We start from the raw sequence: 20655 nt of genomic DNA, 5'->3' as shown, positions 1-20655 counted from the left end.
TTCTAGCTTAGCGAGAAATTTGTGTAATAAAGTTCATAAACGCTGGCGTGATGTAGGGGGTATAGACAAAATCTAAGAACAAAAACAGAATAAGTCCCACAACCCCTCCGATCATGGAGCCATTGATCCTGATCCATTGGAGATCGTTACCCGCCTTGTCCTCAACAAATTGATTTAGATCTCGATCTGTATATGCTTCAAGAGTCTCTCTAACCATACAACCGATCATGTCATGTTCATTTTGGATCACCTGACATATGGTATCCACAATGAACATATTAATTTTCTCCCGAAGTTCTGGATTATCCCTGATACTAACCCAGTATCGATCTACGAAAGACTGAACCACATGATAGAATTCATTTGGTTCAGAAGAAGTTAAAGGAGCGGCAACGACGTTCAGAGCTGCGCGAAGAATCGTTTCTAAAAATTCCTCTAACAACTCTTCTGACAATAAGTCCTCCTTCCACTGCTCAGCTTGCGCCACAAATTGGAAATTAGAGTTTAATTTAACTATCCCTTCCAATAAAGCATCCCTGAGATTGTCACGCAATGAATCCGTCGGGTTTCTTAATCTTCGTAAGGTTAAAAGCAGCTCTACTTGCAAAGCATCTGCTGCTTCATCGAGGTTTAAGCCGTCGGACATTTCCATAAATCCCATCAAGGTGCGAAATATTGACCCCCCATTGCTTACTTTTTCCTCTTTAACTTCCTCAAGGTAACGCAGAATAACCAAGCGAGTTTCTTCGTCAGCGGCTTTATCCCACAATCTTTCAGCTAATAGGTCAAGCCCTTGATCGATATATCCATGCGCTAACGCCCACTCACTCAGGATTTGCACCTTTGGCGCCAAGTACCAAGTCTTGGCACCGCTGCGGAGGAACTTTGCTAAGCTCTCAGCAAGCTGGGCCGGTTCCTGTTTTTCTGCATAACGACGGAGATAGGCCAAAGTCTTGTTAGTTAGATAAACCGACCCACCTGCTCTCTCGACATATTGAAAGAGTCCATCAACAAATGAAATCCTCTCGATTTTCTTACGAATTACATCCATGCGCAGCAATTCTGTCTGCACTATGCTCGCTACGGCTTCAATCACCTTTTTACGATTTCGAGGGATCAGGGCAGTATGATAACCCCAGCCCAACGGTTTTTTAAAAATTGCCGTTACCGCAAACCAATCAGCGATTCCACCAACTAAAGCTGCTTCCGAGACAAAATATATTAACCTGATCCCAAACACCTTGGGACTCATATATTCTAGCACTGCCGCACCTATGAAAAAGAGGAAAACGACGGTTAAAGTAATATTTGCTTTTTTATGATAGTTCATCGTAACACCATCCCGAGCAAGTAGATCAACATTCCAGCCAAACTGCCTACGATTGACCCATTAATCCGAATCATTTGCAGGTCATTACCAGCTTTGTCCTCAATCAGCTCAACTAGCATATCATCCGTCAGCGGGTCCAGACCTTCACGAACCATTCGTCCGATTACATTATGATGTTGACCAATCCGCTTTTGAAGAATATTTTTAACCTCTTCGTCCACTTTCAGCCTAAGGTCAAGATTATGTTCTAATCTCCCAAGGTATTCGTCCCAGTTGCCTCGTAAATCAGCACTTATAGTTTCAAGCATAGCAGGCAACTTTTCCGAGCTTGTCCTCAATAACGCGGCCGTTTGGTCCTTTACTTTCCTGTTTTCCAATACTCTCGTTACGGCAGTAAGGAAAAACCGATCGACCCTTTCTTGAAGTGAAGCTTTCGTCTTGAGTTCCACGACAAAGCGAAGCAAGGAATCCTTCAGCCACTGCTCAACTGTACCGTCCTGTAATGCTGTTTTGACCTTTTCTTGGAGACCGTGCGCCAGAACAGAGGGCGCTGGCAGAAACTTTTCGACCAGTTTCCGAGCAGGATTGTTTTCCCCATATCGTGTCAAGGCAGCCTCCATCATATCCTCTAGGGCATCACTGACTTCAATCTGATCCACGAATTCGTAGCTAGCCTGGCAGATGACCTTCAATAGCTGGTCGACATCTCCGTGTTCCACTGAAAATCTGATAACTTCAGCAAGAGTTTGCGAAAGATTCAAATTATCTATGTTTTCTTGAAGTAAGCCCTGAATCTGTCGTTTAAGCCTCTCCGGCTCCACATGGTTAACCATATCCTCAGCGAGATCCGTTAGTAAGAGACCCACAGCAAGCTTAACCTCCTGCTTGCCAAAGACCCTAATGAGTACTCCAGAAAAATCCCAAGCGGATAGCTTGCGCTGAAGCAGGTCTTGCGACAGTAATTCATTTTGTACCATATCTGCCAAGGCAGCAAAAATTCGGTCTCGGTTCTGGGGAATAATTTCCGTTCGTAGGATTTTGCCTGATCTAATTCCTAAAGGCCGCCGAAAGAGCGCTGTCACTGCAAACCAATCGGCAAGCCCCCCGATCATTCCCGCGCTACATCCACTTGAGATGAGTCCGCCAGCAAAACTCCCATGAAAAGGATAACTTATTAAAAATCCTAGGGTAATCCCCCCCAGGGTGAGATTAGCAACCCGAGTATTATTTATTCTTTTGGCCATAATTTTTCACCTACATCAAAGCATTAATAGAGAGGAAGTTTCTTAGCCCTTTCGCACACGTTCCATTGCTTTTGCTTTAGTGAACGTGCAATTGCATTTCCATTTATCTATTCTAGTCTATTTTTCATTCCTACACCAGTGACGATTCAATCTTCGGGCTAAGTTTACTTCCGGCTACTAAAACAACCAGCACTAAGAATGCTGCCCCCGTAATATATGGTAAGCCCATACCTATTTCAAAAAGGGCTCCGCCAGTAACCGGGCCAAAAACTCTTCCAAGACTGGCAAATGCCTGAAAAAATCCCAGGGAAGCTCCCTGGCCGCGAGAATTCTGTTTCGTAACGAGACTTGAGCTGGTTGGCGTCATCAAGGAATTACCCACCATAAAAACAACCGTCGAGATCACTAATAAAACAATGTGCCGGGATAATACAATCGAAATAAGCCCAAGCGATGAGAGGAATGCGCCGGAATTTACGAGTCTAGCCTCCCCAAACCTTTTAACCAATGGGCCAATAAGACCTCCCTGTACAATCACAGCGAAGATCCCGAGGATAGCAAACGTGATCCCCATTTCTTCAGGGCCAAAACCGACTTTATCTGCTGAATATAAAGCAAAGGTGCTTTCAAACATTGACATCGAGAAACTGATGACGAAATTGAAGGCGAATAGAGCAAACAAGGGGTCCTTCACGACCGCTAAGGTAAGTCTAGGCCTCCTGCGGCCGGGAAGATCCGAACGCTTCAGAGATTCTGGCAAGAATCTCCAGGTGAACGGTAGTAGAAGCAAGGCTAACCCTCCCGCAACGAAGAACGGTAAAGAGAAACTATAAAGACCAAGCCAACCGCCTATAGCAGGACCAAAAACCATTCCCAGCCCCATCGCAGCACCCAGCATACCCATTCCTTTCGAACGATCCGCTCCTTCCGTAATATCGGCTAAGTAGGCCATTGCTGTCGGCAAGGTTGCAGAAGAAACCATGCCCGCTAAAGCGCGGAGTCCAATTAATAAATAAAGGTTGTTGATCATCCCGAACATTAAAAACGTCACACCATATCCACCAAGTCCAATAAGAAGAACCGGCCGACGACCAATGCGATCAGATAGCCTACCCCAAATCGGTGCAAAAATAAACTGCATGATGGAATAAACAGACATAAAAATCCCCAAGGAAAGGGCTCCTCCGCCTAACTTTTCCACAAAGAACGGCAAGATTGGAATAACGATTCCAAATCCAACCATAACCAAAAATTGAATAATGAGCAAGATTGTCATTGGGCGCATGATCTTCTTTCGCATTCCGATTAAGCTCCTATCATTTATATCATTTTCTCTCTGAAATCAGCCTTAACAAGGTATCTGATCGTCCCCTTTTTGGAGAGCTAAATCTTCTAACACAATGTTCAGCTGTTCTAAGGACCTATTTAGTTCGCTCACCTGATTAGCATCGAGCTTCTCATAAATGCGCGCGAACTTTGTTTTTCTTTCTTTCTCGAAGGATTTTAATGGCTCAATTCCCTTAGGCGAAAGTTGGATTAAGACCATTCGGCGATCTTCCTCGCTACGGATCCGTGTAATGAGGCCTAATTTATGAAGGCGATCCACAAATCCTGTGACTGCCCCCAACGTAATACCGAACTGTTGGGCAATGTCCGACGGTGTACAGGTTCCGCTACATTCTAGATATTTTAAGAACATCATCTGATGCATGGATAAGTCACTCTCTTCAGGCATCAGAAAACATTGATATTTCTTCCAAACCATTCTGAATAAATGGTCAGTCTCTTCCATAAGAGCAACTTCTTTTTCCTTGATCACTAGTATCACTCCTTTAATGGTGAGAGTGTTGCAACCTCAACCACGATTTATTATAAGTACCATAAATAGTTTATGTCAATAAGTATCTCTTCTATATTAGTCATTAAGTCTTTAGTCTTTTAGTCCACTCCCCCCACCCTTAACTCAAAAGACTCAGTCTCGCATTAGGAGTCTGAGTCTTTATTCCTCATTTCATCATTCCCTTAGGTTACCAATGTATTTTATTTTGGGGTGTCCGCTTGAACGAGCAACCGTTCGGTATTCCTACCAGCGTACTAGATTTAATTCTTAAGAGTAACCTCACTGGAGAATCATTCAATATTATTTTGTCGGATACTCTGAGATGTATACGTAAATTCATATAACATTGGGAATAGTAAACAACAGTTATTGATAAAGGAGGATTCCCATGTGTGACAACGCCTCAATCAAAGACCCCTATCGCCAACTTGATGAGTATATCGACACACTCCCCTATAAAAAGGAAAACCTTATCGGAATCCTGCATCAAGCTCAAGAGCTCTTCGGATACCTGCCCGACAAGTTGCAGTGGCATATCGCTCAAAAACTTGACATCCCTTCCGCCAAAGTCTACGGGGTCGTGAGTTTCTACTCCTTTTTTACTATGAAACCCCGGGGGAAACACGTTATTAATGTATGTATGGGCACCGCCTGTTTTGTACGAGGTGCTGAGAAACTACAGGCCGAATTAGAAAAACAGTTGGGGATTAAAACTGGACAAACCACCGAAGACAATCTTTTTTCCTTAGATTCACTACGCTGTATTGGAGCGTGTGGACTGGCCCCCGTCATGATGATCGATGGAAAGGTCTACGGACGACTTCATGAACCGGAAGAGATTAGGCAGATCCTAGAAAAGTATCGCCTTGAAGCGGTGCCCGAGACGCAAAGCGCAATGCCCGAGACTTGAAACGTGTACTCAAACTCGAGCTTCGAATAAGTACCATCATCAAAGGAAGTGAAGCCGCAAATGAAACTAACAAGTATCAATGAACTGAATGCGCTGAAAATGCAAAACCACGTTCTCCTTGAAAACCGCCGCCTAACACACCCTGTCACGACAAAAGATGCTCTAGGCATGCCCAGAAATGTTTTGGTCTGTGGCGGGCCCGGTTGCCACTCTTCAGGCAGTCCCAAAATCGCTGAGCTCCTTGAAGAGGAACTGAACCGACGAGGTTTATCCGAACAGGTTAAAGTTTTCCAACCGGGCTGTTTTGGTTTTTGCGAAAAGGGGCCAATGATTGAGATTCACCCTGACAACACAACCTACTGTGAGGTTTCCGCCCCAGACGTGGCAGTCATAATAGAAGAGCATTTTATTCAGGGAAACCAGGTCGAACGCCTTCTTTTTATGGAGCCGAGTACTAAAAAACGTTTTGCTGCTGACCTCCCCTTTTATCAGGGCCAACTTCGCATTGCTCTCCGTAACGTTGGCTATATTGCCCCTGAAAACATTCTTGAATATATCGCTGCCGACGGCTACCAGGCCTTGGCTAGCGTCCTTCTTAATAGGAACCCTCTCGAAGTCATCGACTTGATTAAAAAAAGCGGTCTGAGAGGGCGAGGTGGCGGCGGATTTCCTACTGGTTTAAAATGGGAATTAACACATAAAAGCGAAGCCAAACAACGATATATCATTTGTAATGCCGATGAAGGAGATCCGGGCGCCTTTATGGACCGCTCCATATTAGAAGGCGACCCCCATAGCGTTTTAGAAGGCATGCTCATTGCGGGCTCTGCGATCGGGGCTAGCCATGGCTTTATCTATGTCCGGGCAGAATACCCAGCAGCTATTCGCCGTTTGCAAATTGCCATAGGGCAAGCTCGGGACTATGGGTTGCTTGGGAAAGGGATTTTAGGCAGTAATTTTTGTTTTGACATTGAGCTTAAATACGGTGCCGGGGCCTTTGTCTGCGGTGAGGAAACCTCTCTGATGCATTCCATCGAAGGGGCTAGAGGGGAACCTTCTGTCAAACCGCCCTTCCCTGCCGAAAAAGGGCTATGGGGGAAACCAACTTGTGTCAATAATGTGGAAACACTGGCCAATGTCCCACCTATCATTCTCAAGGGAGCGGATTGGTTCGCCAGTATCGGGACGGAAAAAAGCAAAGGAACAAAAGTGTTCGCCTTAGCAGGTAAGGTTCAAAATGTTGGACTTGTGGAAGTCCCCATGGGGACAACCCTCCGGCAAATTATCTTTAACATGGGCGGCGGAATCAAACGACATAAGACGTTTAAAGCCGCACAAACCGGAGGCCCTTCTGGCGGTTGTATTCCGTCCAAGTATTTAGATACCCCCATTGATTATGAATCCTTAGCCGCAATTGGCTCGATGATGGGCTCCGGCGGACTCATTGTCATGGATGAAAGTGATTGTATGGTCAATATTGCTAAATTCTTCCTGGAGTTTTCTGTGGACGAATCCTGTGGACGCTGTACTGCTTGCAGGGTCGGCACTAAACGTCTTCATGAAATTCTAACGAAAATAACGGAAGGCAAAGGGACGTTAGATGATCTGGATAAACTAGAAAAGCTGGGCAAAATCATTAAGGACACCTCCCTTTGCGGGCTAGGACAAACTGCTCCCAATCCTATTCTGTCCACGATAGAGTATTTCCGTGACGAGTACCTGGCTCATATCCTCGACAAAACCTGCCCAGCGGGCGTTTGTAAAAGCTTATTAAAGTATCACATCACCGAAAATTGCATAGGATGTACCCTTTGCGCCAAGAAATGCCCTGCTAATTGTATCACCGGCACGGCCAAGGAACGTCACGTTATTGACGAAGAACGTTGCCTAAATTGTGGAGCATGCATGGAGCAATGCCGTGTCACCGGTGCTATTATCCACCACTAAGGTACCCCTGTACCCTTCTTATTAGAATGCGTGGGCATAAGTGCAACTAGGCGGCCGCTTTCGCAAGCTGCAAGAAGGCTAATTCGTGCGAAGACTGTGTCTGCAAGAAGGGGTAATTCGTGCGAAGACTGTGTCTTTGTGTGTGTGTGTGTGTGTGAGCGCCAGCTAAGTTTGCTTTAAAGGAGGACTCTATATGGATATACAACTGACCATCAATGATATACCCCTTTCCGTACCTGAAGGAATGTCCATTTTAGATGCAGCCCGCACCGTAAATATTGACATTCCGACCTTATGCTACCTCAACCTTCATGAAATGAACATGAACAATCACATTGCTTCTTGCCGAGTCTGTGTGGTTGAAGTTGAAGGACGGCGTAATTTGGCTCCCGCTTGTTCAACTCCTGTGTTTAGTGGGATGATTGTAAAAACAGATACACCACGTGCCATCCAAGGAAGACGGACAATGGTTGAACTCCTACTGTCTGACCATCCTAAGTCATGTTTAACCTGTTCAAAAAATCTGGACTGTGACCTTCAAGCCCTCGCTGCAGATTTGGGAGTGCGCAATATTTCCTACGAAGGTGAAGAATCTGAGTATGAGATTGATAAATCGAGTTTAGCTATTATCAGGGATCCAAACAAATGCATTCGCTGCCGCCGCTGTGAAACAATGTGCAACGAGGTTCAGACAGTTGGTGTTTTCTCTGCGGTGGGGCGCGGTTTCGAAACGGTTGTTAAGACCGCCTTTGATTTACCTCAGCATGATACCTCTTGTACCTTCTGTGGACAATGTGTCGCAGTATGCCCCACTGGGGCTTTGATGGAGCTGGATCAAGTCGACAAGGTTTGGAAAGCCCTTAGTGATCCCTCACGTTTCGTTGTAGTGCAAACAGCTCCAGCCGTACGGGTCGCTCTTGGAGAAGGATTTGGTTTAGAACCGGGAACAATCGTTACCGGCAAAATGGTTGCCGCTTTGCGGCGACTCGGTTTCGACCGTGTATTCGATACAGATTTTGCAGCGGATGTGACGATCATGGAAGAAGCCTCAGAGCTGGTTCATCGCCTAAAACACGGTGGACGGTTACCGATCCTGACCAGCTGCTGTCCAGCCTGGGTCAAATTCTTTGAACATCAATTTCCGGATCTATTGGACATCCCTTCGACCTGTAAATCTCCCCACCAAATGCTCGGAGTCTTGACCAAAAGCTATTATGCAAAGACCTATGGGATCGATCCTCAGAAAATCACCGTTGTTTCAATTATGCCTTGCATAGCCAAAAAATACGAAGCTGCTCGCCCGGAGCTGGGACAAGACCCAGTAACCCCGGATGTAGACATTGTCATCACCACCCGAGAACTGGCTCGCATGATTAGAGAAGCTGGTATTCATTTTACTAACCTCAAAGATGAAGAGTTTGATCACCCCTTAGGTGAATCAACCGGTGCTGCTGTAATTTTCGGGACAACAGGTGGAGTCCTCGAAGCAGCCCTGCGCACTGCTTACGAGGTGCTAACCGGCGAAACTCTGGAAAAAGTGGAGTTTGAAGCTCTCCGAGGAATGGATGGAATTAAGGAAGCGGTTATTCCAATTGCTGGGCGCGATTTTCGGGTTGCGGTAACGCATGGCCTGGGACATGCCCGATATATTCTGGAAAAAATACAGACTGGGGAAGCTCATTACGACGCGATTGAGATTATGGCCTGCCCTGGGGGATGCATCGGTGGTGGTGGACAACCTTATCACCATGGAAATGTTGAAATTCTTAAAGCCCGGGCCAACGCCATTTATCAGGAAGACCGCTCTAAGCCCTTGCGTAAGTCGCATGAAAACCCAGCTGTTCTCGCTCTGTATAAGGATTTCATTGGCGAACCTTACGGAGAAATGGCACATGAATTGTTACATACCAGCTATACTCAGCGTAAGAAAATATAAGGTTGGATTTAAATGAAAAAACACTACCCGTTTTTGGGGTAGTGTTTTGGTTATCTCATTTTTCTTTTTATACCTATGACTTCTTTCTCAAGAGTTTTTTGATTTTCTTCAAACCCCCGAACATCTGCCGATACAATAATAGAATGCAAGCCGATCTTATTATCAACATGTGTGATTATTTTTTCATGATCTCGTTCATTCTGTTCCATATAGGCTTTTTGAACTTCTGCAACCAAATTACCTTGATTATTTTATTGTCAATTATCGACATTTTACTATCAATTTTACTGTTACTATTTTTCTACTTAAGGTTATGATAAAGTCTAAGTGGATAAAGAAACTTGGCTAACTCTAGCCTTAGTTGGGAGGCATCATGCAAGAATTTTCAAGAACTGAACTCCTTGTCGGTAATCAGGGTTTAGAAAAGCTCCGCAAGAGCACAGTCATTATTTTCGGTGTTGGAGGGGTAGGCTCATTCACCGTGGAAGCACTAGCACGTGCCGCTGTAGGTCATTTAATCCTGGTTGACTATGATGAAATTTGTATAACAAATATCAACCGTCAATTACATGCCCTCCACTCAACCATTGGTGAAGCAAAAATTGAGGTTATGAAACGTCGGGTTTTGGAAATCAATCCGAAGGCTAAAGTTGAAACCATTAAAGAGTTTTATTCCGCCGCTAATGCAGAACTCTTGCTTGGCCGGAAACTAGACTATGTCGTCGATGCTATCGATACCGTTTCCAGTAAAGTCAATCTAGCGAAAGAATGTTTACTGCGCAATATTCCTTTGATCTCGAGCATGGGAGCTGGAAACCGCATGACTGCAGAAAACTATAAGGTCACAGACATCTCCAAGACTAGCGGAGACCCGCTCGCTAAAGTAATGCGCAAGCTGCTGCGCAAAGAAGGAATCACTAAAGGAATAAAGGTAGTATCAACCTCAGATCTTCCACTCACTCCACTCTCCATGGAAAACGATCAAACCAATTTAATCTGTCCAAGCGAGGACGCCTGCTGTGCGAAAAAACACCAAGTCCCTGGAAGTATATCCTTTGTACCGCCTGTTGTCGGACTCCTTATAGCCGGAGAAGTGGTACGGGATCTGTTAGGAGGCTGTGAATAGGATGCTAAATATAAACACATCAAATTAATTAATTCATTCATTAATTGATCCATTAGTTGATTTTCTAATTGGTTGCTTTTTCGTCATTGTCCTGAACACTAACAGAAAGATGCCAATATCAATAAAACTGTCTCCGACACTGAACAACTGTTTATCCATTCCCAGAATATCTAGGTAAAACCGATCTGCTAAGTAGCTCAGGTGTGTCGTCGAAGTCATCAATCCATGCGTACCCTGCCCCGCTAGCAACGCTTTGCGGCTAGTCTCCGAAAGAAATAAGGGGTCAACTGGCATTATTCCTCCGTTCGAGGCGATAACGAGAGTATTAAACGAAATTCCCAAGGCAAGCCAACGCATTCCAGGCAGCGAGCTATTGCGCAAAGTAAAAATTAATAATAAAAAATAAGACCCTGTATCGAGCACCGGACTAAGCCAACTCGGACATAACCCCATTCCTCGAACAGCCGCCCAATAAACGCTACTCTGTATCAATAAAGCCAAAGGAATCAACCAAAATTCTCGCAGGACGAGCTCGCTCATTCGAATTAATTTTCCGCCCCAGATAAGGCTTATGAAAAAAGCGAGGATCAACGTTTCTATGAGCATATGCCACCTCTTATGCTGTTCTGAATGATTAAGCGAAGGTTTCTTGATTAGCACAGACCGTTCGCGCTGTCAATTCACTGGTAACGACTTTGCAGAACACTTCAACCATCTCTGGATCCAATTGTGTCCCCGCAACTCTTTTAAGCTCTTTAAGAGCCTCCTCATGTGTACTGCCTTTACGATAACTTCGATCCGAAGTGATCGCATCATAAGTATCCGCCACGGCAATGATCCGAGATTCCAAAGGGATTTCACTCCCTTGAATTCCATCCGGATATCCTTTCCCATCATAACGTTCGTGATGATGGCGAACTACATTGCCGATATCAAACAAAAATTTAATACCTTTAATAATCGTTTGCCCAATGACTGGATGACTACGGATGGAGTCCCACTCCGGATCTAGTAACTTACCCTCTTTGTTCAAGATTATTTCACTTACCCCGATCTTTCCTACATCATGTAATACGGCGGCGTATTTAAGAGATTGAATCTTGTCTTCACTCATTTTAATTTCTTCTGCCATAGCGACTACCAGTTTCCCAACTCTTTCTGAATGTCCACTAGTGTATGTATCTTTAGCTTCAAGGGCTTGAACTAAAGCTTCAACCGTGCTTAAGTAATTTTCTCGCATGTCTACATAAAGTTGGAAAGCATGGCGAGACGCTAGAAGTGGTATGAAGAGCAGAAGAAGTCCCATCACACCCCAGTTTTTGTAGAGTAAAGCCAATAAAAATCCAAGCGGAATAAGTGCGAGGGAGTTAGGTACAGACCAACGAAAATTATTTACCCATATTGACCAAGTTGATTTATTCAACATCGCTCCCAAGGCGAATGAGACTAAGGTGACATTTAAAATCATATAAACAGCAGCGGCTAATACATACAATATAAGAAACCTGGAATTAATTTGAAACAAAGGAGGGTCAAAAAAGTTCATTACTCTATATGATACGGCTAAGGACAAAACACACTGCGACGCATTAAACACTCTCTTATAAAGAGGTCCCTCTGAGGCAACTTTGCCAAAAATAATCAAAGCTGACATAGCGCTAGCCGTTAGCGTCACTCCTATAGGAAACAAGATCAGCTCGGAAAGATAAATCGGATAACTAACTGTCACAAACCCCCCTTTCGGTAGGGCAACGGGTAAGGATTCACTAACAATTCCGAGAAACCCAAATATTAAAAGTTGAAGTAGCAGCATTCTGTTCCAATTTGTATGAAGGATATTCCATCCTAAAACTATTATGGCTAAGGTTGTTACAATTACAAAAAATAACTTAAACTTATTAGGTAAACTATTCATTTGGCACCTCTTATAAATATTGGCCGACTACTTTAAAATTAGATTCTGTGTGATGCTCCACCGGCGATTACGAGTGAAACGAGAATAGTAATTATTTTATATAATTTGCTCATGCGGTAAACCTCCTTGATTTTTTTATCAAAGGGACAGTTCAACCGCTTCGCTCATATTCCGCTGCGCTGTTTTTTCCGCTTCGCTATGTAGAGAAATAAAACAACCTTACCTCAAAATCTAAATGCTCAGTAGGTCGGCCAAAATTAGCAAATTAATCGTGCCGGAGAAAGGGCAGTTTTCGATTAACGGCATCCAAGGTTGCTTTAACAACTGCTTCTCGGTCATCGTTTTTAACCAAAGCACATCCTACGAGGGATTGTTCACCCGCGGAGGCGATCAAAGTTATGGAAACTAAAGCAATCTGCTGCTTGGCTAACTGTGTAATTCCAACATCCTCAGTGGCGAAAATAAAATCATCTAAGGTAAGAGGCGCAAGTGCTTTAAGTGTAGCCTCAACAAACAATCGTAGCTTATTGTGAGACGAGGACGGTCCTTGGGCGAGTCCTTCAATAAGCTTATCACCTGTTAATAATTCTACCTTAATTTCAGCCATTCCATTAACAGTCCTGAGGGTCACACCTACCAATTTAGGACGGGTTGACTCCACAAGAGCGGAACTTCCTTCTTCTTCGTCGTCTACTTGCGCCACACTGATCTTCTTATGGTCGATTTGTAAATTAAATCGAGCCACCAGAATTGACTCGACATCTCTGACAATCTGCTTAGGCGCTCGTCCTGATCCGGCCAGAATATGAACTTCTTCGATTTCTCCCTGGCTATTGACGTTAACCCGAGCAGCTATAACTGATTTAATTTGCTTTATGGCCTGCTCCCATTCTTGAATTAGATAGGGCATCTCTGACATGAAAACACTCCTCAGAAAATCGAAATGATTCTAATTCTATAATGTTCTATGATCTAGGTGTTTTCGACGTCTTAATTCAGTATTCCTTCCTAATTTCTTTAAATATTCCAAAGCCTTTATCTATTTCTTTAAATTCTTACATAAATTGCACGTGAACTTTACCTTTTCAAGATACATCAAGACTTCTACGACATTACTAATTCTAAGAGCTTTTTCAAAAATATAACTGTCAATTGAAATGAATAATTATTGAATACACATATAGACAAATCTATTTCAGAGTATAGTTTAATGAAAATTTTCTTAACTCAGGCTACCTAAAACAGAACGTAGGTTAGCTAAGCTGTACATCTCTAATAAATGACCCTCTCTTATTTTTCCGAGTCTAATAAGAGAGGGTCATTACTCCATTAACTATTATCGTTGTTGCGAAGTATAAGTATTTAGGTTATTGTTCAATTTGCACAGATACACCGTTCAACAAAAATCTCCGAAGGAACAACTTTACGGAAACCTTTATTTCTTAAAGCCGAGCTACAACGTTCTGCAACTCTTACCCCACTCGCTGTACTTCTTCAACTATTTGAGTAATATGTTGAATTGCATTCGCTTGTTCTTGAGTGATCTCACTTTAGTCCACTCACAGCGTCTTTCATACTTCTAACATATTCATAAATATAAGAACCAGCGTTTTCGCCATACTTCTCGATAATCTTGACGATTGCGCTCCCAACAATCACGCCATCCGCAACTTTTGCAATCTCTCCCGCCTGTTTAGGCGTGTTTATCCCGAAGCCGACTGCGGTGGGAATAGAACTTGATCCCCTGACAACCTCTAAGATCGCCTGTAGGTCAGTTTTAATCTCACTTCTTACCCCAGTAACGCCCATTGAGGAGACCACGTAGATAAAGCCGGTTGCCTCCTGCGCAATTTGTTTAATGCGCTGTTCTGAGGTGGGAGCAATCAGGGAAATGACATCGACTCCAAAGCCTGCGGCCACTTCAACCAGTTCACCCTTTTCCTCATAGGGCAAATCAGGGATGATGATGCCGTCCACACCCAAATCAGCACAGCGGGCAAAAAAACGGGTGTATCCGTAATTAAAGACAGGATTTAAATAAGTCAGAAAAACCAACGGCACTTCGGTCTTTCTCCGCACTGAGGCCACCATGTCAAAAATCTTGTCAACGGTTGCTCCAGCAGAAAGTGCACGAATATTCGCATCTTGAATGACCAGTCCTTCGGCAGTAGGATCGGAAAACGGAATCCCGATTTCCACCAAATCAGCGCCACCCCGAATCATTTCCATGATAAACTCTTCGCTCTTTTCTATAGAAGGATCACCACCTGTGACAAATCCAATAAAAGCTTTCCCGTTTTTAAAGGCCTGTGCAATTTTACTCATCAATATCTACCCCCTTGTAGCGCGCTATGGCGGCAACATCCTTATCGCCACGTCCTGACAGACAGATGATAATGATTTGGTCCTTGCTCATAGTCCCGGCAATTTTCTGCACATGGGCGACGGCATGGGCACTTTCAATGGCGCAGATAATGCCCTCTGTACGCGCCAAATATTCAAAGGCGGCCACTGACTCGTCATCGCTTACAGGCACATACTCTGCTCTGCCTGTATCGTGCAGGTTGGCATGTTCTGGCCCTATCCCCGGATAGTCAAGACCTGCGGAGATTGAATATACTGGTGCAATTTGCCCATATTCGTCCTGACAGAAATAAGACTTCATGCCATGGAATACGCCTGGTTTTCCCTTAGCAATAGTTGCTGCATGTTTCTCGGTATCAACACCGTGTCCAGCTGCCTCGCAGCCAATTAACTTGACATTTTCATCACCGATAAAGTGATAAAACATTCCCATCGCGTTGCTGCCACCCCCTACACAGGCAACAACAGCATCGGGGAGTTTGCCCTCAAGTTTCAGGATCTGCTCTCTTGCCTCTTGGCTAATCACGCTCTGAAAATCGCGAACCATCATCGGAAATGGATGGGGACCCATTACTGAACCTAAAACATAATGGGTGTCATGAACACGGGCTGTCCACTCCCGAAACGTTTCGTTAACGGCATCCTTCAGTGTCATGGTACCGCTCGTGACCGTGTTGACTTTGGAGCCTAAAAGCTGCATACGGTAGACGTTTAAGGCCTGTCGGTCCGTATCTTCCTTACCCATAAAAATCTCACATTCTAAACCGAGAAGTGCCGCTGCCGTAGCAGTCGCAACACCATGCTGACCGGCACCCGTTTCGGCAATTACGCGTGTTTTGCCCATTTTCTTGGCCATTAGAACCTGTCCCAACACGTTATTGATTTTGTGTGAACCGGTATGGTTGAGGTCCTCCCGTTTTAAATAGATTTTAGCGCCCCCTAAATCCTTGGTCATTTTCTCCGCATAGTAGAGCAGAGATGGTCTGCCCGCGTATTCACTCAACAATTTATTCAGCTCGGCGTTGAACTCTGGGTCGTTCTTAAAGTGCTCATAGCTTTTTTCCAGGTTGATGATTACATTCATCAGGATCTCTGGAATGTATTGCCCTCCGTGAATGCCGTATCTGCCTTTAGCCATTTTTCATTCTCCTGACTATTTCTAAAATTTTTTCTCGGTCTTTTAAACCGTCTGTTTCTACCCCGCTGCTTAAATCGACAGCATAAGGACTTGTGACCGCGATTGCCTGTTCAATATTGTCACTATTTAATCCCCCGGCCAGAAAAAAAGGCTTCTCCACTTTACTCACTAGACTCCAATCAAAACTCTTACCCGTTCCGCCAGCCCCGTTGTCCAACAACAGAAAGTCAGCAACGGTATGCTGGGCGTTCTCTATATCCACGTGGGATAAAACGCGGACCGCCTTGATAATCGGTTTGTTGGTCAGTGATTTTAATTCTTGGATATAGTTTTCATTTTCATCCCCGTGAAGTTGGGCTATTTCGATCGTGTTATCATTTAAAAGCTTGGCCACATTTGCTATCGACTCATTGACAAAAACACCCACCGGCTTGATTTCTGATCTGAGCTTAGGACGCACGGTTTCGGCCCACTTCATACTAACCTGACGCCGACTTTTGGCAAAAACGAATCCCATAAAGTCAGGCATAGCCTCGTTTACGTAGTCAATGTCAATGTCCCTGAAAAGTCCGCAAATCTTTATTTTCATGAAACACGTTCCCCTCTCAGGATGACAAGCTGTTCTTTTTTATGATCGCTGCGCATTAGACTTTCCCCAATCAGCACTGCATCGGTCTTGTTTGCTCTCAGCCTTGCCACATCCTCTGGGGATTTGATACCGCTTTCCGAAACAAATAGAATGTTCTGCGGCACTAAACCCCGCAACCTTATGCTGGTGGTGATGTCAACCTCAAAGGTCTTCAGGTTGCGATTATTGACGCCGATCACACGGGCTCCTGCTGTAAGAGCTGATCTGACCTCCTCCTCAGTATGCGCTTCCACAAGGGCAGACAAGCCCAAATTATGGGCGATTTTCAGATATTCTTTTAGGATATCGGTGTTCAGTAAGGCACAGATCAGCAGGATCGCTGAGGCGCCAATGATCTTCGCTTCATAAATTTGATAGCTGTCTACGATAAAATCCTTCCGCAGCAGCGGAAGACCCACTTCCTGGCTGATCTCTGTAACGTAGCGGTCTTGACCATGAAACCAATAAGGCTCGGTGAGAACTGAAATAGCTGCTGCTCCCGCTGCCTCATATTCTTTGGCAATCTGCAGATAGGAAAAATCCTGAGCAATGATTCCCTGTGAGGGCGAAGCCTTTTTTAGCTCGCAGATAAAGGATAAACCCTCAGCTCTAAGAGCTTTTTCAAAAGGAAAGCCGGTATTAGGGTCTAAAGCTTTGGCCTCTGAGATAACCTGTTCTGTCGGTTTTCGTTGCTTTAGTTCGGCAACCCGTTCAATGGTTCGGGTTGCTATTTTTTCTAAGATCATATTATTACCTCGTTGGAAAGTCTTATAAATTCTTCAAGTTTTTTCAGAGCAGCACCACTGTTGATAAGCTCCTTGGCAAGAGGAATTGCACTCTTAATGGTTTCTGCTTTGCCAGCTAAATACAGACACAAAGCTGAATTGAGAACAACAACATCACGCATGGCACCCTGCTCGGAGCCGTTTAAAATACTGCGGGTGATTTTGGCGTTCTCCTCAGCGTTGCCTCCGACGAGCTCAGCCAGGGTACAATAGGTTAGGCCCAACTCCTCTGGGTCAAGGTAATAGCTACTTAAAACACCCTGTTCTATTTCGCAGACCTTCGTCTTGGTCGTGAGAGTTGCCTCGTCCAAACCGTCGCAACCATGGACCACCATGCCCCGCTGGACACCGAGATTGGAGAGCACTTTGGCCAAAGGCTCCACAAGGTTTTCGTCATAGACACCCATCAACTGCAGATTGGCCCCGGCGGGATTGGCAAGAGGTCCTAAGATATTAAATATTGTACGGACGCCCATTTCCCGTCGCACAGGGGCACAGTGTTTCATCGAGCTGTGATAGGTTTGGGCAAACATAAAACAAAGGTTGATTTCATCTAATATTTTCTGGCTATGCTCAGCAGTGATAGCAATATTAATACCCAACTTTTCCAAAACATCCGCCGCGCCGCTTTTACTGGATACACTGCGGTTGCCATGCTTCGCTACAGGAACTCCACCGGCCGCGACGACAAAAGCAGTCGTTGTGGAGATGTTAAAGGTTCCAACCTCGTCGCCACCTGTGCCCACAATATCCATGACATTGTAGACAGGATTAAGGTGCATGGCCTTTTCGCGCATTGCTAAAGCACTACCGGTGATTTCATCAATGCTCTCACCTTTCATCCGCAGTGCCGCGAGAAAAGCGCCCATTTGGGCATGCGTGGCGGTTCCGTCCATCATTTCTCCCATGACCACCTTGGAAGTATCAAAATCCAAGTCCTCCCCTTTAATGATCTTGTGGATCGCTTCAACTATCATGCTCGATTCCCCCCCAAGAAATTTACTAAGATGGTTCTGCCCTGCGGTGTTAGGATCGACTCCGGATGAAATTGAACTCCATAAACTTCATAATCTCGATGTTTAACTGCCATGATCTCTCCGTCGTCCGTGCGGGCGATGACCTTAAGTTCAGTAGGCATGGTATCTTCGATAGCAGCCAGCGAATGATACCGAGCACCTGCGATTGTTTCAGGCAATCCGGCAAAAAGCGGACAGCCCGTTTCAATTTTTATTTTGGATTGCTTCCCATGCATTAGCTCCCGGGCATAGGACACTGTGGCTCCAAATGCCTCACAAATGGACTGGTGACCGAGACATACCCCTAACACAGGGACATTACCTGCGAAATGTCTTGAAGTCTCGACACATACTCCGGCATCGGCCGGTCTTCCAGGGCCAGGGGAAAGGATAATCGCCTCGGGAGCTAAGGCCTCAATTTCCGATATACTCAGCTCATCGTTGCGGATGACCTTAATATCAGGATTGATCGAGCCGATAAGTTGATACAGGTTATAGGAAAAACTATCGTAATTATCAATCAAAAGAATCATCAGTCGAGGACCTCCTCAGACAGTTTCAAGGCGTTCATAACTGCTTGGGCTTTGTTAATACATTCCTGATACTCGTTTTCCGGCACACTGTCCGCAACGATGCCAGCACCGGAGCGGACAAAAACCTTACCGTTTTTCTTAAAGGCGATGCGGATGGCGATGCAAGTATCAAGATTACCAGTAAAATCAATATACCCGATTGCGCCACCGTAAATGCCTCGCTTGTTGTTTTCAAGTTCGTTGATAATCTCACAGGCTCGGATTTTGGGGGCACCGGAGAGAGTTCCCGCAGGCAACACGGCATCTATGGCATCCAAGGCATTTTTATCGTCCCGTATCTCTCCCTGAACCGTGGATCCGATGTGCATAACATGCGAGAAACGCTCAATCGATAGATATTTCTCTACCGTTACCGTGCCAAATTTGCTAATTCTACCTAGGTCGTTTCTACCTAAATCCACCAACATATTGTGTTCCGCTAATTCTTTAGGGTCGGAGAGCAAATCCTTTTCGTTCTGTTGATCCTCCTCTTCTGTCTTCCCTCTTGGTTTTGTGCCTGCAAGTGGAAACGTGTTAAGGTTGCCACTTTGAAGTTTTACTAGGGTTTCAGGAGAAGCACCAGCAATTTCAACATCAGTCCCGGAGATATAGAACATATAGGGCGACGGGTTTGAAGTTCTCAAAACACGGTAGGCATTGAGCAGGCTACCTGTAAAATCCGCTTCAAAACGGTTGGACAGAACAACCTGGAATATATCTCCTTCGCGAATATAATGCTTCGCCTTATCAACCATAGCGCAATACTCCTGCTCCTTAAACAAAGGACGGAATTCAGAGGTGATTTTAGCAGGTTGTGTCTCTTGAAAAGCACCGTGTTTAATCAGCTTTACCATGCTTTCAATTTCCATGACGGCCTTGTTATAACCTGAATCCAGTTCTTCAGTTTTGACATTGGCAATAATAATAATTTTTTGTTTCAGATGATCAAAGGCAATTACCTTATCAAAGAGCATCAGGTCTACGTCTTTAAAACCTTCTTGGTCCTCAGCGTCCAGTTTTAGTGACGGCTCATTGTATTTGATGTAATCGTATGAGAAATAGCCTACTAGACCACCGGTGAAAGGCGGCAGGTAATCGAACCGGGGACTTTTGTTCTCGTCAAGAATCTGTTGGATATACTCGCGAGGATGTTTTGTATTAGCCGTAGTTTTTATACCCGAATTGATGGTGATCACTCCGTTAGTGCTCGTTAGCTCCAATTTCGGGTCAAAACCCAGAAATGTGTAGCGTCCCCACTTTTCAGCACTCTCCAGACTTTCCAACAGAAAACAATGACGGCTGACGTTTTTGAGGATTTTCAGCACCTCAATCGGGGTCCTGACATCTGAATAAATCTCCCGACTGACTGGGATCATCTTATAATTCAGCGCAATTTCTTTGGCTTCATTTAAGCTTGGTCTGTACATATATACCTCCTTGGATAAAGTAAACTTGGCTGGTGTCAAGCCTTGGCGAAGACGGCTGCCTAGTTGCACTTATGCTTCCAGAAAGTATATAACGTGAGTTATACTTTCTGACTAGTACGCAAAAAACCCGCCCAAGACTTAATAGTCAAGGACGGGTTGATAAATCAAAACCCCGCGGTGCCACCTTGCTTTGCGGAAAATCCGCACGCTTATCAGAATACTAACATATTCCTGGCAACTGACGTATGCCCTCACGTCGCAAGATACTCGGCTCAAGCCTTTCACCGCGCCCTCCGTGGTCCATTTAACAACCTGCGTCCTACCGGTTCACAGCAACTCCGGCTCTCTGAAAGTGCACGATTTGTTTTTATCTCCACATCAATGGTTTTAGGTAGATATTTAATTACTGTCTATAATACGCACATTCATTTTATTTGTCAACTATTTAACGAGTTATTTTTTTCCAAATAACTAAAT

19 protein-coding genes are annotated in these 20655 nt (G+C 44.7%); 4 read left to right on the top strand and 15 right to left on the bottom strand.

From position 1 onward, the window contains the following. Positions 1 to 7: 7 nt before the first annotated feature. From DSBG_RS09675 to DSBG_RS09660, 4 genes are all read right to left on the bottom strand, one after another. Positions 8 to 1330: a DUF445 domain-containing protein gene (locus tag DSBG_RS09675; RefSeq protein ID WP_068963970.1), complete on the bottom strand. Its 1323-nt coding sequence runs from the start codon at positions 1328 to 1330 to the stop codon at positions 8 to 10. Continuing rightward, positions 1327 to 2574 (bottom strand): DUF445 domain-containing protein, encoded by a 1248-nt coding sequence (locus tag DSBG_RS09670; RefSeq protein WP_068963968.1) that lies wholly within the window; start codon positions 2572 to 2574, stop codon positions 1327 to 1329. Before DSBG_RS09670 ends, DSBG_RS09675 begins: the two co-directional genes overlap by 4 nt. Positions 2575 to 2704: 130 nt before the next feature. Next, positions 2705 to 3874 carry an MFS transporter gene (locus tag DSBG_RS09665; protein ID WP_068963967.1) on the bottom strand — a complete coding sequence of 390 codons (1170 nt, stop codon included), beginning with the start codon at positions 3872 to 3874 and terminating at the stop codon, positions 2705 to 2707. Between the two features lie 48 nt (positions 3875 to 3922). Then, positions 3923 to 4393 (bottom strand): MarR family winged helix-turn-helix transcriptional regulator, encoded by a 471-nt coding sequence (locus DSBG_RS09660; RefSeq protein ID WP_068963965.1) that lies wholly within the window; start codon positions 4391 to 4393, stop codon positions 3923 to 3925. Positions 4394 to 4802: 409 nt separating this feature from the next. On the opposite strand from DSBG_RS09660, the gene nuoE reads away from it, so the two are divergent. From nuoE to DSBG_RS09645, 3 genes are all read left to right on the top strand, one after another. Beyond that, entirely contained in the window at positions 4803 to 5324 is a 522-nt protein-coding gene (gene nuoE / locus DSBG_RS09655; RefSeq protein ID WP_068963963.1) for an NADH-quinone oxidoreductase subunit NuoE, read from the top strand. A gap of 60 nt (positions 5325 to 5384) precedes the next feature. Further along, a complete protein-coding gene (locus tag DSBG_RS09650) occupies positions 5385 to 7271 on the top strand; it encodes an NADH-quinone oxidoreductase subunit NuoF (RefSeq protein ID WP_068963962.1) in 1887 nt (628 codons plus the stop codon). 193 nt (positions 7272 to 7464) lie between these two features. Beyond that, positions 7465 to 9207 (top strand): NADH-dependent [FeFe] hydrogenase, group A6, encoded by a 1743-nt coding sequence (locus tag DSBG_RS09645; protein WP_068963961.1) that lies wholly within the window; start codon positions 7465 to 7467, stop codon positions 9205 to 9207. Between the two features lie 50 nt (positions 9208 to 9257). On the opposite strand, the gene DSBG_RS22430 is transcribed toward DSBG_RS09645, so the two are convergent. After that, on the bottom strand, positions 9258 to 9443 hold the full coding sequence (locus DSBG_RS22430) for a hypothetical protein (protein WP_141694281.1): 186 nt from the start codon (positions 9441 to 9443) through the stop codon (positions 9258 to 9260). A gap of 134 nt (positions 9444 to 9577) precedes the next feature. Here DSBG_RS22430 and DSBG_RS09640 point away from each other — a divergent pair, with 134 nt between their 5' ends. Next, entirely contained in the window at positions 9578 to 10333 is a 756-nt protein-coding gene (locus tag DSBG_RS09640) for a tRNA threonylcarbamoyladenosine dehydratase (protein WP_141694283.1), read from the top strand. A 33-nt stretch (positions 10334 to 10366) separates the two neighbouring features. Here the strand turns inward: DSBG_RS09640 and DSBG_RS09635 are convergent, their stop codons facing one another. The 10 genes from DSBG_RS09635 to trpE all read right to left on the bottom strand — a co-directional run bounded on the left by DSBG_RS09635 (position 10367) and on the right by trpE (position 20178). Next, positions 10367 to 10939, bottom strand: a complete 573-nt coding sequence (locus DSBG_RS09635; RefSeq protein WP_068963956.1) for a DUF5317 domain-containing protein — start codon at positions 10937 to 10939, stop codon at positions 10367 to 10369. Positions 10940 to 10967: 28 nt separating this feature from the next. Beyond that, positions 10968 to 12248 carry an HD-GYP domain-containing protein gene (locus tag DSBG_RS09630; RefSeq protein WP_068963955.1) on the bottom strand — a complete coding sequence of 427 codons (1281 nt, stop codon included), beginning with the start codon at positions 12246 to 12248 and terminating at the stop codon, positions 10968 to 10970. 265 nt (positions 12249 to 12513) lie between these two features. Further along, positions 12514 to 13167: a hypothetical protein gene (locus DSBG_RS09625; RefSeq protein WP_068963954.1), complete on the bottom strand. Its 654-nt coding sequence runs from the start codon at positions 13165 to 13167 to the stop codon at positions 12514 to 12516. A gap of 626 nt (positions 13168 to 13793) precedes the next feature. Further along, the gene (gene trpA / locus DSBG_RS09620) at positions 13794 to 14573 is read right to left on the bottom strand and encodes a tryptophan synthase subunit alpha (protein ID WP_068963952.1); all 780 of its coding nucleotides are present in this window, start codon (positions 14571 to 14573) and stop codon (positions 13794 to 13796) included. After that, entirely contained in the window at positions 14566 to 15750 is a 1185-nt protein-coding gene (gene trpB, locus DSBG_RS09615) for a tryptophan synthase subunit beta (protein WP_068963950.1), read from the bottom strand. Before trpB ends, trpA begins: the two co-directional genes overlap by 8 nt. After that, a complete protein-coding gene (locus DSBG_RS09610; RefSeq protein ID WP_068963948.1) occupies positions 15743 to 16339 on the bottom strand; it encodes a phosphoribosylanthranilate isomerase in 597 nt (198 codons plus the stop codon). Before DSBG_RS09610 ends, trpB begins: the two co-directional genes overlap by 8 nt. After that, positions 16336 to 17124, bottom strand: a complete 789-nt coding sequence (gene trpC, locus DSBG_RS09605) for an indole-3-glycerol phosphate synthase TrpC (protein WP_068963944.1) — start codon at positions 17122 to 17124, stop codon at positions 16336 to 16338. The genes DSBG_RS09610 and trpC overlap by 4 nt, the downstream gene beginning before the upstream one ends. After that, positions 17121 to 18140, bottom strand: coding sequence for an anthranilate phosphoribosyltransferase (gene trpD, locus DSBG_RS09600; RefSeq protein WP_068963942.1), 1020 nt, complete (start codon positions 18138 to 18140; stop codon positions 17121 to 17123). The genes trpC and trpD overlap by 4 nt, the downstream gene beginning before the upstream one ends. Then, positions 18137 to 18712, bottom strand: a complete 576-nt coding sequence (locus tag DSBG_RS09595; RefSeq protein ID WP_068963941.1) for an anthranilate synthase component II — start codon at positions 18710 to 18712, stop codon at positions 18137 to 18139. Before DSBG_RS09595 ends, trpD begins: the two co-directional genes overlap by 4 nt. After that, positions 18712 to 20178 (bottom strand): anthranilate synthase component I, encoded by a 1467-nt coding sequence (gene trpE / locus DSBG_RS09590; RefSeq protein ID WP_068963939.1) that lies wholly within the window; start codon positions 20176 to 20178, stop codon positions 18712 to 18714. The genes DSBG_RS09595 and trpE overlap by 1 nt, the downstream gene beginning before the upstream one ends. Between the last annotated feature and the right edge of the window lie 477 nt (positions 20179 to 20655).

This window comes from Desulfosporosinus cupriresistens, from assembly GCF_001707885.1.
GTDB lineage: Bacteria > Bacillota > Desulfitobacteriia > Desulfitobacteriales > Desulfitobacteriaceae > Desulfosporosinus.
This window is presented reverse-complemented; position numbering and strand designations above follow the sequence as displayed.